Raw genomic sequence first — 13,634 nt, forward strand, 5'->3', positions numbered from 1 at the left:
TAAGCTGAATTTTATTATTATTCGTAAATTAACCTATTCTCAATATTAGGAGCATCAAATCATGCAAAAAGCAACTTTTCTCAAAAACTTATTATCTCTCATTATTATAGCATTACTTTTTTCTGCCTGTTCTGCCAGCAATGCACGTCGGAAAAAAACGTTATTCAACTCACCAACCGACAATGTAACCGATACCATCAAACATGTCTATGTCGTAAATGACCAAGGTTTAGGAGACATTTATTACCGTATCAAGGTAAATGATGTGATTGCTGTAAGAAATCTACAAGACCAAGAGTTTGGTGCAGTTGGGGGTAATACTGCCAATAGAGGTGTGGGGGCTAATGATGCAAATGTAATTACCTATCCTGTTGATAATGATGGCACTGTAAATTTACCTGCCATTGGCAGGGTTTCTATTGTTGGCCTGACCAGAAAAGAAGCAACCGCAAAGCTTCAACAGATCTATGAGAAAGATCAATTAAAAAAACCAATCATCGAGGTTTCAATTGTAAACGTTAAGGTGACCTTGCTTGGCGAATTTAGCAACCAAGGTAATTATTTATTGGAAAGAGACAATACCAATCTGATAGAGATCATTGGTCAAGCTGGTGGTATTACCAAAGAGGCCGACCCAAAAACGTTGAAAATTATCCGTGGCGATAAGGCTAGACCAGAAACAATTTATGTAAATTTGAATGATATAAACAGCTTGGCCAGTAAAAAATTAATCTTACAGAACAATGATATCATTGTTATACAGCCTACTAAGAGCGTTGTACTAGGTCAGAAACTACAGAGTTTCAATAATATTGTACAACCCTTACTAGTTGTGATCAACCTTGCTGTGCTAATATTTACCTTTACAAGATAATGAATAATCTAGAAACTTCTCCTATTCCTAAGTCTGTAAGGCAGGACATAGATTTTTATAAAATATTTAAGGTTTTTTTTAGCCGTTGGTACTGGATTGCTGGCTGTGTAGTAATCGCATTGATCATTGCTAGAATCAATCTACTATATACGCCTCCAATTTATTCTACTTCTGGCCAATTACAATTAAAAGAGAATAATCCATCCATTTCTACCACTCAGGGTATAAGTACACAGGCCTACAGTTATACTGATAGGATACAGGCAGAGGGTTATGTAATGCAAAGTAGTGACGTATTGCTAAATGCAATAGGCAATCTTGACTATAAAATCTCTTATTATATTAAAGGAAGGATCAGAAGTACTGAAACCTATCCTAATAAGCCATTTGCGATAGAAATTATCAAACAGGATTCTGTAAACTTTGGCAGGGCATTATACAACGTAGAACCGATTAACAATTCTAGTTTTTATCTTACCTATACCGAAAACCCCAAAAGTCCAAAAAAGAAATATAATTATAGACAGCTGATCGAAGAAGGAAACATGGCCTTTAAGATTACAAGCCCTATTCCTCCTGGACAATACAGTTTCAAGTTCAATACAAAAATGGATTTTTTAGGAAGGTCATCCATTAGTACAAGTGAAGCTGGAAGATTTACGAATGTAATGTCTGTAAATATTACCGATGGCAACCCTGTATTTGCTGCAGATTTTCTAAACGAGATCATGAAGGAATATGTCAAATATGACATTACCCAAAGGAGACGTTCAGCTAGACAAACGGTAGAGTTTATAGAGAAGCAAATGGGCTTTTTGAAAAGAGAAGCTGATACCGCAGGTGCAAAACTTGCTAGTTTCAAGAGCAAAAATAAAATTGTTGACTTAAATAGTAATGCTCAGACCAATATTAGCAAGTTGGGGCAATTTGAAAGTCAAAAAATTGCTTTGGATATTGAGATGATCGGTATCAATCAATTAGAAAGTCAGGTGGCTTCCAATTCTGGCAAAATTGAAATGAACCTTGACATTGAAGGCAATATCGGAACCTTATTGAGTGGTTTAATTGCCCAGTACAATACACTGGTTCTTGCAAGAGAAAATAAACTACAACAGTTTCAACCTACGGCCCAACCAATCAAAGACATAGATCAACAAATAGGAGAGAATCAGAAATGTGATCCAGAGCAATATCAGGTCATTAAAACAACGAAATCAAAGAACAATTACTTTGTTAAATGGTCAGATTGCAGAAGTTAAAGGAAAGCTTGATCAAATTCCTGATAAAGAGAAAGATTATATACAATTCCAATCTAGTTTTGATGTAAACAACAAATACTTATCGCTTTTATCAGAGAAGAAATTAGAATCCGAATTGAATGCCTCAGGAGTGGTTGCTGGCGCAGTCATTGTGAACTTGGCCAGCCCTCAATCTCACGAATATCCGACCTCGCCAGACAAACAAAAAATTTATACTTTTGCTGCTATGGTGGGCCTTGCTTGTGGTTTTGGCCTCATTTTGTTGGTTCGTTTCTTAAATCCATATATTTATGACAAGGAAACCGTTGAAGCTTTAACCAATACACCTATTATAGGGGTAATCAGGAAATTCCCAGAGTATATTGACAAAGACAACAGACAAGCTTTATCTCTAGCCAAACCCAAATCTGTTTTTGCCGAGTCAGTGCGTTCTGTTAGAACCAACCTGAGTTTTCTGGCGGCAAATAAAAAGAGTAAAACCATTTGTGTTACTTCTGAGGTTTCGGGAGAAGGAAAATCGTTTGTTACCGTTAATCTAGCTGGTACACTTGCTTTGATTGATAAGAAAGTGGTGTTGATCGCAGCCGATTTACGTAGATCTAAATTGCATAAAGTTTTTGGAAGCAATAACAAAGTAGGTTTAAGCTCTTACTTATCTGGCCAAAAAACATTAGAAGAGGTGACTATCCATGATGAAGTACATAATATAGATTTCATTCCTTCTGGTCCGGTACCCCCTAACCCTTCTGAGTTATTGCATACTGAATCTATGAAGAAGTTATTAGAGATCCTGACGCCTAAATATGATTACGTGTTGATAGATACGGCTCCTGTAGGTCTGGTTTCTGATGCCATCCCACTGATCCGCCAATCGGACGTGAACATATTTGTAATTAGATCAGGCAAATCGCAATTCAGAGCTGCGGCCATACCAGAAAGACTTTCTCGTGAATATGGTTTGAGCAACTGGGCAATTGTATTAAATGCATTTGGAGATGATGCGCTACACTCTAACTACTATACCACCGATTATGCTCGTGGTGGTGGTAACAGCACGTATTATTATTCTGATTATTCTGGTTATGCTGGTTCTGGCTATTACGATGACCCTAAAAAATGGTGGGAATTCTGGAAGAAAAAAGACAAATAGGCCCAAAAAAGTTGATTATTTAAACAAGACAACATCAAAATTGTTTATGATTAACTTTTGTTAAAGGGCACTTTGTAATCCTTTTAATTTTTGAAGAATCTCTAGGTCAGAGGTTCTTCTTTTAGGATAACATTTTTAAAATCAGAACTACATATGATAGACAATACGTATAAATGGTATCCAATATATACGAGATCTCGTGCTGAAAAAAAAACACAACTTGAATTAAACAAAAAACAGATCACTTCTTACTTACCTTTAAAAAAAACGGTTAAACAATGGAGTGACCGTAAGAAGATCGTAGAAGAGCCCTTGCTCAAATCTTATCTTTTCATTTATATTTCGGCCAAAGAATATACAGAAGTATTGACTACACCAGGCATTAGCCGTTTTATTTATTTTTCTGGAAAAATTGCCGCAATACCCGATAAACAACTTGAAGATCTAAGGTTATTATTGGCAAATGCAACTGACCTTGAGGTAATTGACCATGAAGTTTCATTGGGAGAAAAAGTTTTAATTAAAGCCGGCCCATTTAAAGGAATTGTAGCAGAATTAGTATCTTTAAAAAACAAAAAAGGAATAATATTAAGGTTACAAAACCTAGGTTATTCTATTACAATTAATACATCTTTGGCATTTATAGAGCCAATTAGATAAGACATACAAAATCAGCTAGTTAACTAAAAGTTAATGTAACTGAGAGGGCGAAGCTATGTTTGCGCAAATCGGTTTATTTGCTAATCCAATCCATGTAAGGGGCCTACTTTAACAAACCAAAAATGTGCAGAATTGCAGGAATAATTACTAAAGAATTTTCGGTCGACCAACTTAAACACTATATCACCTTAATGTGTAATAGTATGATACATGGCGGTCCGGATGATTTTGGATATACTGTAGACACAGACACCATGGTATGTCTAGGCAACAGGAGGTTGGCTATTTTGGATCTAAGCCTGGCCGGCCACATGCCAATGTTCAGTGATGATGAGAATATAGTGATTACCCACAATGGAGAAATCTATAATTTCAAGATTTTAAGAGAAGAGTTAATTAAAGAAGGCTTTACGTTTAAAACAGATACAGATACTGAAGTTATTATCAAAGCCTATCAATGTTGGGGTGAGGAAGCCTTTAACAAGTTAAATGGAATCTTTGCTTTTTGTATACACGACAAGTCGAAAAACTGTGTGTATTTAGTAAGGGACCAAAGTGGAATAAAACCGCTTTACTATAGTGCAGATGCACATCAATTCTCATTTGCCTCAGAGGTTAAAGCCTTTGAGCATACTGGCTTTAAACAGCAGACCAACGAAAACTGGAAAATCTACTATCTGGCCTTTGGTCATATACCAGAACCTTTTACGACCTTAAAAAATGTATATAGTTTACCAAAAGGCAGTTTTTTAAAATATCAGCTACACGATCGATCTTATAAAATTCACTCCTACCATCAGTTTAAAACTGCCATAAAAATTCTCGATGAAAATGAAGCTATAGCAGGAGTAAGGGAAGAATTAACGAAAGCGATCAAATTCCAACTGATTTCCGATACTTCTATTGGCGTATTATTTAGTGGAGGACTGGATTCGAGTATCATCACTTTGTTGGCAGACAAATATGCCAAAGGAAACCTGACTTCTATCTCTGCCAATTTTGATGAGATAGATTTTTCTGAAAGCTCGCATCGAAAAGTAATTTCACAACGGGTTGCCTCTAATCATCAAGAACATACCATTACGTATAGAGATTTTGTCCATAATTTTGATAACGTTTTAAATAACATGGACCAACCAACAAATGATGGGATCAATACTTGGTTTATCTGTAAATGTGCTAAAGAAAATGGAATCAAATCTGTACTCTCTGGTTTAGGGGCCGATGAACTTTTTGGAGGATATCCATCTTTTGATCGGATCAGAAAAATTCAGAACTTTAGCAAGCTGAGCAGAGAGATGATCAAATCAGCAAGGTTTTTAAAAAACATCAAACTGAGAAGATTATATTATTTGAGTTTTCAATCTCCAGTTGGTGAATATTTATGCTTGAGGGGATTATATACACCTGATATTATTGCCGACCTGTTAGATATAGATATCCAAACGGTAATCAACTGTCTGCAGAATATCCCTTTAGATGACAGCATTAAATTCTTGAATGACGAAGAGCGGGCAAGTTGGTTTGAAATGAATATGTACATGCAAAACCAATTGTTAAAGGACACTGATTTTATGAGCATGAGCCATGGTGTAGAAGCTAGGGTTCCATTTTTGGATATCAATTTTATCAATTTGGTCACCTCTATCCACCCTTCTATCCGCTATGGCGAGCTACAGAAAAAACGCTTGCTGATTGAAGCTTATAAAGATGAACTACCCGAAGAAACGTGGAATAGATCTAAAATGGGCTTTACTTTCCCTTTTCAAGAGTGGATGAGAAAAAATAAGGAAATCTCCTCTCCTGATTTATATCAGAACAAAAGAGCGAAAAAACTGGTTACTGCTTTCAACGAAAATAACTTGCATTGGTCATCTGCATTTGCTTTATATAAAATATTCCATGGCTCATAAAGTATTGTTTTTAACCTTAAAGGTATTTGGGTTTACTGGAGGTATAGAAAAAGTCTGTAGAACCATTTGTAGGTCTTTATACGACTTGAGCCAAGATGAGCTGGTTACCCCTACCGTTCACTGCATGTATGATAAGAACTTTAACCGCGATTCGAGATATTTAAGAAAACAACAATATGTAGCTTTTGATGGTAACCGGAAATATTTTGTTATCAAATCCTTATTAAAGGGCATGCAGTCTGACGTTGTGTTGTTAAGCCACATCAACTTATTGTCCATTGGTTATCTGATCAAAAGATTTAGTCCAAAAACAAAAGTCTATTTAATTGCACATGGCATAGAAATCTGGCGGAAATTACCAGAAACGAAACTTAAGGCACTCAACAGATTAGATAAGATCTTTGCTGTAAGCCATTATACCAAAGAAAAAATAAAAAGTGAACATAAAATCGCCGACAATAAGATAGAAGTACTAAATAATTGTCTAGAATCTTTTTATTATTTCCCCAACGACTTTAGTAAACCCAAACCCTTACTTAAAAGATATAACCTCACGATTGACAACACTGTTTTAATTTCCTTGTCAAGGTTATCTTCCACAGAAAAGTATAAGGGTTATGACAATGTCATTAAAATATTGCCGAAACTGGTAGAAAAAGACCCCAATATTGTATTTCTCTTAGCTGGGAAGGCCGATGAGGAAGAACAAGCCAGATTAGAGAAACTCATTGCGGAATATAAAATTGGGAAGCACATTAAATTGATTGGTTTTGTGGATGAGGCCGAAATAAGCGATCATTTTTTACTCTCGGACATATTTGTGATGCCAAGTAAAAAAGAAGGTTTTGGCATTGTATTTATTGAGGCCATGGCAAGTGGCCTTAAGGTTGTTGCTGGCAATAAAGATGGTAGCGTTGATGCTTTAAATAATGGAAAATTGGGCAAATTGGTAGACCCAGATAACCTCAATGAAGTAGAACAGGTATTGAGCGAATTGTTGGCCCAACCTTCTGGCGACATGGAGAAATTGACTTTACAAAAAAATGTATATGAGGTATTTAATTATGAGAAATACCGCGAACACCTCAAAAATATTATTTTAAACGGATCAACTTGTTGAAAGCACCATGAGTAAAAACGAAGAAAATTGGGAAATAGCACCAAAAAATGACCTTTTAGATCTTAAACTCAAAGAAGTATGGGCTTATCGAGACCTGTTAGGCTTATTGGTTCGCCGTGATTTTGTTTCGTTCTACAAACAGACTATCCTTGGGCCACTATGGTTTTTTATCCAACCTTTATTTACCACCATTATTTTTACTTTCATTTTCGGTAACCTAGCTGGCATTTCTACAGATGGACTACCAAAACCATTGTTCTACATGGCCGGTATCACAGCCTGGAATTATTTTGCTGATTGTTTAACCAAAACTTCGACAGTTTTTAAGGACAATGCCAGTATTTTTGGAAAGGTCTATTTTCCTAGACTGATCATGCCTTTAAGTATTGTAGTGAGTAACCTTGTTCGTTTTGGGGTGCAGATGATCCTATTTCTTGTCTTTATGGCCTATTATTATTTCAATGGTGCACATTTCAACATCAGCTGGGCCATTGTACTTTTCCCTGTTGTGGTTGCTTTAATGGCGTTGTTGGGTTTAGGTGCAGGCATGATCATTTCCGCCATGACCACAAAGTATAGAGATTTGGCCTTTTTAGTAGGCTTTGGTGTACAATTGTTGATGTACGCCACCACAGTTATCTATCCCCTATCTACTGCCATTGCAAAATACCCAACCTATAGTTGGTTGATTGAATATAACCCGATGACTCCAATTATCGAAACATTTCGATATGGCTTCTTAGGCGAAGGTGCATTTAGCTGGGGCAGTTTGGGTTATTCTACTCTGGTTACCCTTATATTTTTAGTTTTTGGCACCATTATATTTAACAAAGTAGAGAAAACATTTGTTGATACTGTATAATAAGATTGAGATTAAGGTTGGTGCCGAATAAAAAATAATAGACTAAAAATACCCAAACATGTATAATGATTTTACAGAAATGTCGGTTTGGAAATTAGCAATGGATTACGCTGTGCAAATTTTTAATTTAACAAACAATCTTCCAAAAAGAGAGGATTATGCACTGACTTCTCAAATCCGTAGATCATCAGTTTCTATATCCGATAATTTGGCTGAGGGTTTTGGTAGAGAAACTAAATTAGATAAAAAACGTTTCTACATCATATCCAGAGGTTCCTTATTGGAATCAAAAAGCCAATTATTATATGGTAAAAACGTAGGGTATTTTGATAAAAATAAAGTTGAGGAATTAATAAAAATTAACGAAAAAATCCATTTCGAGCTAAATAAACTGATCAAGAGCTTAAGTTTAGTTCATCAGGTTAGGCAGTTTAGCCTTATCCTCAATCTTAACCTTAGCCTTAACCCTTTTATCACATGTCAAACATAGCCATCAAAGCAGAAAACTTGAGCAAAGCTTACCAACTGGGAGAAATTGGCACCGGTACCATTAGCCGTGACCTGGAAAGATGGTATGCAAAAATCCGAGGCAAAGAAGATCCATTTTTACGAATCGGCGAAACAAACGACCGTAGTACAAAAGGTGCTAGCGATATTGTATGGAGTTTAAAGGACCTAAATTTTGAAATTCAGCAAGGTGATGCTGTGGGCATTATCGGTAGAAATGGAGCAGGAAAAAGCACATTATTAAAGATTTTAAGTAAAGTTACGGGCCCTACTACAGGCAAAATTAGTGGTAAAGGACGGATTGCCAGTCTATTGGAAGTTGGTACAGGTTTCCACCCTGAACTCTCCGGTAGGGAAAACATTTTTTTAAATGGAGCCATTTTGGGCATGCGCAAGCACGAGATCAAACGAAAATTTGATGAAATTGTAGATTTTGCTGGTGTTGAACGTTATATCGATACTCCTGTTAAAAGATACAGTTCGGGTATGTATGTGCGTTTGGCATTTGCAGTAGCTGCCCACTTAGAAAGTGAAATCCTGATTGTAGATGAAGTTTTGGCCGTTGGTGATGCAGAGTTCCAAAAAAAGTGTTTGGGTAAAATGGGTGAGGTAAGTAAAGGAGAAGGGAGAACAGTACTATTCGTAAGCCACAATATGCATGCAGTTATTGAGTTGTGCAATAAAGGAATTGTGTTGAACAACGGCAAAGTAGTTTTCAATTCTACCGCCAACGAAGCCGTTAAATTTTATCAAAAAAACCAGGCTCAGTATTTAAATGATACTTGGGTTAGAAATAAAAAAATCCGAACCTAGTTTTTCTAAAATTGACCTTAGTTTAACTGGCGCACAACCTACTTACACCTTAAACATCAAATTTGAAGTAGACAGTATTATCGATACCCTACCTGCCTATGTCGCTTTTGGGGTTAAAAATAGTATCGGTGTAACATTGATGGAGGCTTTTCCTTCATTTAAGCAGTTCATTAACTTCAACCATAAGGGTAAGATATACGAGTGTAACATCACTTTAAACAATCTGATTCCGGATACCTATACACTTTATGCCTGGTTAGGAGCTAGTGAACTGATCATGTACGATTGGATCGATGACCAACTTGGTTTTGAGACTTTTGATTCACCTACTCCAGAAAGAACATTTCCTTTCTCGGTACACGCAGGTTCTATGGTAGCTTCTTCAAACTTATTAAGCGGGGAATAAACAGTTGAAACAATTTATAAAAAATCTTATCCCACCAATCGCTTTAGGGCTAAAAAGGTCTATGTTTAATGCTAAACCCATTGAAATGTGGTCAAAGCCTTTTACAAGTTGGGCAGAGGCCGAAGAAAAATCGGTTGGATATGATGATGAGGGTATACTGCAAAAGGTATTGGACTCTTCGAGAGCAGTACGGGATGGCAAGGTAGTTTACGAAAGGGATTCTGTATTATTTGATGAAATCCAATACTCTTGGCCTTTACTGTCCATCCTACAAAAGATTGCCTTAGAAAATAACAACTCGCTCACATTAGTTGATTTTGGAGGTAGCCTTGGCTCTACTTATTTCCAAAATAGAGCATGGTTAAAAAATATCAACATCAAATGGATCATTGTTGAACAAAGCCATTTTGTAGAGATTGGGAAAAAAGAGTTCCAAAATGAGGTCTTAATGTTTGAATATTCATTAAAAGAAGCATTTAAGCATCAGCCACATGTTGTTTTATTTTCAAGTGTGTTGCAATATGTTCAAAATCCTGAAGCCATTATAAAAGAAGCTATAGATCACGGTGTTCAAAATATATTGCTAGACCGTACCAGTGTATCAAATAACATAGCAGCCGATATTTTTACCGTACAGACAGTACCAAAAGAAATTTATGAAGCGAGTTATCCCTGCCGATTTTTTAGTGAGCAAAATTTAATCAATAGCTTCAAAACCCAATATAACCTAATTACTGATTTTTCAAGTTATTGCGACCCAGCTTTTCATAAGTATGGTATCAATTTCATTTGGAAGGGATTCTTTTTTAAAAAAATCGAAGAAACTAAGCCTCCAAAGACATGAAATATCTAAATCTTGGTTGTGGTTATCATTATTCCAAAGACGAAGTTTGGACCAATTTAGATTTTACCTCTACTGGTGAGCATGTAATTGGGCACAATCTCTTAAATGGGATTCCATTTGACGACCATAGTTTTGATGTAGTCTATCATTCTCATGTTTTAGAACATTTTTCGAAATCAGATGCCCCTGCTTTTCTTAAAGAATGTTATCGAGTACTGAAACCCGATGCCATAATTAGAATTGCTATTCCAGATCTTGAACAAATTGCAAGGTTGTATCTCAAATACCTAGAGCTAGGCATTGCAAATCCTGATGATGAAAACATCCGTGCCAATTACGATTGGCTTTTGATTGAAATGTACGACCAAACCGTAAGAAACCATAGTGGTGGAGAGATGGGTAAATATCTATTTCAAGACCAGATCATAAACGAGGATTTTGTATATGAAAGAATTGGCGAAGAAGGCAGGATGTTAAGAGCGAGTGCGAAAACACCAAAAATAAAGACGAAAAGAAAAATTACCCTACGAAAAATCATCAATAGGATTTTAAGAGAACTACGCGCCCTATTTTCACGTAAGAAAAACAAACAAGAAGAAATTGGCCACTTTAGATCAAAGCGGAGAAATCCATCAATGGATGTATGACCGTTATTCTTTAACCTACATCTTAAAACAATTGGGTTTTAAAGACATTACCATAAAAAATGCATTTGAAAGTGGGACCCAGACTGGGCTCAATATGAATTAGATGCCAAAGATAAAATCGTTAGAAAGCCAGACTCATTATTTATAGAGGGAAGAAAAAAATGATATGCCATTTTGCCACCTTATTTGACCAAAATTATTTAAGTAGAGGTCTGTGTTTAATCGAGTCGCTAGACCGTGTTTTAAACAATAGCTATTCTTTATATATTCTGGCCTTAGACGAGAACGTAGTAGACTATTTTGCAAAGCACAAGCGAGATAACATTACCGTATTAACCCTAAGCCAACTTGAAGGATTCTACCCAGAATTATCGGCAGCCAAAAATAATCGCAGCAAGGTTGAATATTACTTTACGTTAAGTCCTATCCTACCGCTTTACATTCTCGAGAATTTTAAGGATTGTGATCGAATAACTACCCTTGATTCTGACATCTATTTTTATGCCACACCAGCCGAAATCTTCAGTAGCTATGATAAGGATGCGGTACTCATTACTCCTCATGATTTTTCATCTCGATTACAAGATTTAGCTAGATATGGAAAATACAATGTGAGTTTTCAGTCGTTTCCAAATACAATAAACGGTCTTTCAGTTTTAAAAGACTGGAAAGAGAAATGTATCACTTGGTGTTATGATTATCAAGACGAAAAAACTGGCTATTATGCCGATCAAAAATATTTAGATGATTGGCAGCAGAATTTTGATCATGTAAAATCTATCGACCTCAAAACTTGCGGTCGGGCACCTTGGAACATATCTGATACAGCCATTACTGTTTCAAATGATTCCTTCCTTATAGGCAACAAACCCTTGATCTATTATCATTTCCATAGCCTAAGGATCAATGATAGATGTGTAACACATGGCTTGCAAGGCTATGAGATCAATGGGATTTCTATTGGCGTCAAGAAAGTTTATTCAACATACATCCTTGCACTCTATAAGTACAATAAACAAATCAACCAATTGGGGGATAAAGCTGTGATAAGGATCAATATCAATTCGAAAAGCAGTAATATTTTACAGTTCATCTTACGCACTGAAATAGGTGCGATTGTCCTTTCTTCAAAAAAAGTGCTGTTTTTTAACCTGAAGATCAAAACTAACCTAATCCGTTTACGTAATTATTTAAAGTGGCAGAACTAATAGATCTTAAAACCTTTACCGATAGTAGGGGTAATTTAACAGTCATCGAAAGAGTTATTCCTTTTGATATCAAGAGGATATTTTATATCTACGGTGTTGACGACTCGGTTCGAGGTGGACATCGACATCACCAAACCATTCAGGCAGCCATCTGCATACAGGGCAGCTGCCGGATCAACAATCATAATGGCAAATCAGAAGAAGCTTTCTTACTGGATCATCCTTCAAAGTGTTTGATGATCAACCCAGAAGATTGGCATACCATGGACCAGTTTAGTGAAGATGCCATATTAATGGTACTTGCCTCAGCTTATTTTGATCCTCAAGATTATATTTACGAGCCTTACACATGATAGAATATGAAAATTTAAGGTTGGTAAATCAGCCTTATGAACAAGAGTTTCAACAAGTATTAACTAACTTCTTGGCCAAAGGATGGTATATTCTTGGCGAACAGGTAAAATTGTTTGAAGAAGAATTTGCTCAATATTGTGGCAGCAAGCATTGTATCGGATTGGCCTCAGGACTCGATGCCTTGTATCTTTCGCTGCTCGCACTCGAACTGCCCAAGGATCTGAAGTCTTGGTACCTGCAAACACCTATATCGCCACCATCACCAGTATTGTAAATGCAGGTTTGAAGCCAGTTTTGATAGAACCCAAAATTGAAACCTATAACATCAATCCTGATCTGCTCGAAGCAAACATCAACAGCAATACCAAAGCCATTATGGTGGTGCATTTATATGGTAAACCATGCGAAATGGAAGCCATTATGGCCATAGCCAATCAACATCAAATTCCTGTTATAGAAGACTGTGCGCAATCTCATGGGGCCACCGTAAACAACAAAATGACTGGTACTTGGGGGCTATTTGGGGCATTTAGCTTTTATCCTACAAAAAATTTGGGAGCTTTGGGTGATGCTGGTGCAATTGTAACAGATAATGAGGAACTTGCCATTAAGTTAAGGGCCTTAAGAAATTACGGTTCCCACAAAAAATATTACAACGATTATATCGGCATCAACAGTAGGCTGGATGAGTTACAAGCCGCTTTTTTAAGGGTAAAACTCAAAGACCTCGACAGGCTCAACGCTTATAAAAAAGAATTGGCAAACGTTTATTTAAACAATATCACCAATCCAAATATCATTTTACCTGTTCAACAGGAAAACATCAGTGATGCTTATCATATCTTTAATGTAAGATGTGAGCAAAGAGATCAGTTAAAAGAATATCTTTTGAACAAGGGTATTAAAACGGAAATCCATTATCCCTTAGCACCAAACAAACAAAAAGGCTATCTAGATGAAATTGGAGAATCAATCTTTTCCAATTTCAGAACTAATTCCATCAAACAACGTTAAGTC

The 13,634-nt window shown here is 36.3% G+C and carries 14 protein-coding genes and 1 pseudogene; all 15 read left to right on the plus strand.

Annotated elements, in window-relative coordinates; genetic code table 11:
- Nucleotides 1–61: 61 nt before the first annotated feature.
- The 15 genes and pseudogenes from ACFJIZ_RS10865 (at nt 62) to ACFJIZ_RS10935 (ending at nt 13,631) form a co-directional block, all read left to right on the plus strand.
- Nucleotides 62–874: a polysaccharide biosynthesis/export family protein gene (locus ACFJIZ_RS10865; RefSeq protein WP_379093519.1), complete on the plus strand. Its 813-nt coding sequence runs from the start codon at nt 62–64 to the stop codon at nt 872–874.
- The gene (locus ACFJIZ_RS10870; RefSeq protein WP_379093522.1) at nt 874–2,133 is read left to right on the plus strand and encodes a GumC family protein; all 1,260 of its coding nucleotides are present in this window, start codon (nt 874–876) and stop codon (nt 2,131–2,133) included. Before ACFJIZ_RS10865 ends, ACFJIZ_RS10870 begins: the two co-directional genes overlap by 1 nt.
- A complete protein-coding gene (locus ACFJIZ_RS10875; RefSeq protein WP_379093525.1) occupies nt 2,105–3,283 on the plus strand; it encodes a polysaccharide biosynthesis tyrosine autokinase in 1,179 nt (392 codons plus the stop codon). Before ACFJIZ_RS10870 ends, ACFJIZ_RS10875 begins: the two co-directional genes overlap by 29 nt.
- Before the next feature lie 153 nt (nt 3,284–3,436).
- On the plus strand, nt 3,437–3,943 hold the full coding sequence (locus tag ACFJIZ_RS10880) for a UpxY family transcription antiterminator (RefSeq protein WP_379093528.1): 507 nt from the start codon (nt 3,437–3,439) through the stop codon (nt 3,941–3,943).
- Between the two features lie 122 nt (nt 3,944–4,065).
- On the plus strand, nt 4,066–5,856 hold the full coding sequence (gene asnB / locus ACFJIZ_RS10885; RefSeq protein WP_379093531.1) for an asparagine synthase (glutamine-hydrolyzing): 1,791 nt from the start codon (nt 4,066–4,068) through the stop codon (nt 5,854–5,856).
- Nucleotides 5,846–6,976 (plus strand): glycosyltransferase family 4 protein, encoded by a 1,131-nt coding sequence (locus ACFJIZ_RS10890; RefSeq protein WP_379093534.1) that lies wholly within the window; start codon nt 5,846–5,848, stop codon nt 6,974–6,976. The genes asnB and ACFJIZ_RS10890 overlap by 11 nt, the downstream gene beginning before the upstream one ends.
- Before the next feature lie 7 nt (nt 6,977–6,983).
- A complete protein-coding gene (locus tag ACFJIZ_RS10895) occupies nt 6,984–7,838 on the plus strand; it encodes an ABC transporter permease (RefSeq protein ID WP_379093537.1) in 855 nt (284 codons plus the stop codon).
- 58 nt (nt 7,839–7,896) lie between these two features.
- Entirely contained in the window at nt 7,897–8,328 is a 432-nt protein-coding gene (locus tag ACFJIZ_RS10900; RefSeq protein WP_379093540.1) for a four helix bundle protein, read from the plus strand.
- Nucleotides 8,316–9,158 (plus strand): ABC transporter ATP-binding protein, encoded by an 843-nt coding sequence (locus ACFJIZ_RS10905; protein ID WP_379093542.1) that lies wholly within the window; start codon nt 8,316–8,318, stop codon nt 9,156–9,158. Before ACFJIZ_RS10900 ends, ACFJIZ_RS10905 begins: the two co-directional genes overlap by 13 nt.
- On the plus strand, nt 9,121–9,564 hold the full coding sequence (locus ACFJIZ_RS10910; RefSeq protein WP_379093545.1) for a Wzt carbohydrate-binding domain-containing protein: 444 nt from the start codon (nt 9,121–9,123) through the stop codon (nt 9,562–9,564). The genes ACFJIZ_RS10905 and ACFJIZ_RS10910 overlap by 38 nt, the downstream gene beginning before the upstream one ends.
- Before the next feature lie 4 nt (nt 9,565–9,568).
- The gene (locus ACFJIZ_RS10915; protein ID WP_379093548.1) at nt 9,569–10,408 is read left to right on the plus strand and encodes a methyltransferase, TIGR04325 family; all 840 of its coding nucleotides are present in this window, start codon (nt 9,569–9,571) and stop codon (nt 10,406–10,408) included.
- A complete protein-coding gene (locus ACFJIZ_RS10920) occupies nt 10,405–11,055 on the plus strand; it encodes a class I SAM-dependent methyltransferase (protein ID WP_379093551.1) in 651 nt (216 codons plus the stop codon). The genes ACFJIZ_RS10915 and ACFJIZ_RS10920 overlap by 4 nt, the downstream gene beginning before the upstream one ends.
- 161 nt (nt 11,056–11,216) lie before the next feature.
- Nucleotides 11,217–12,263: a hypothetical protein gene (locus tag ACFJIZ_RS10925; RefSeq protein WP_379093554.1), complete on the plus strand. Its 1,047-nt coding sequence runs from the start codon at nt 11,217–11,219 to the stop codon at nt 12,261–12,263.
- Nucleotides 12,251–12,616 carry a sugar 3,4-ketoisomerase gene (locus ACFJIZ_RS10930; protein WP_379093557.1) on the plus strand — a complete coding sequence of 122 codons (366 nt, stop codon included), beginning with the start codon at nt 12,251–12,253 and terminating at the stop codon, nt 12,614–12,616. The genes ACFJIZ_RS10925 and ACFJIZ_RS10930 overlap by 13 nt, the downstream gene beginning before the upstream one ends.
- Nucleotides 12,613–13,631 (plus strand): annotated as a pseudogene (locus tag ACFJIZ_RS10935) (DegT/DnrJ/EryC1/StrS family aminotransferase). Before ACFJIZ_RS10930 ends, ACFJIZ_RS10935 begins: the two are co-directional and overlap by 4 nt.
- The last annotated feature ends 3 nt before the right edge of the window (nt 13,632–13,634 follow it).

The organism is Pedobacter sp. UC225_65, assembly GCF_042698365.1.
Lineage (GTDB): Bacteria > Bacteroidota > Bacteroidia > Sphingobacteriales > Sphingobacteriaceae > Pedobacter.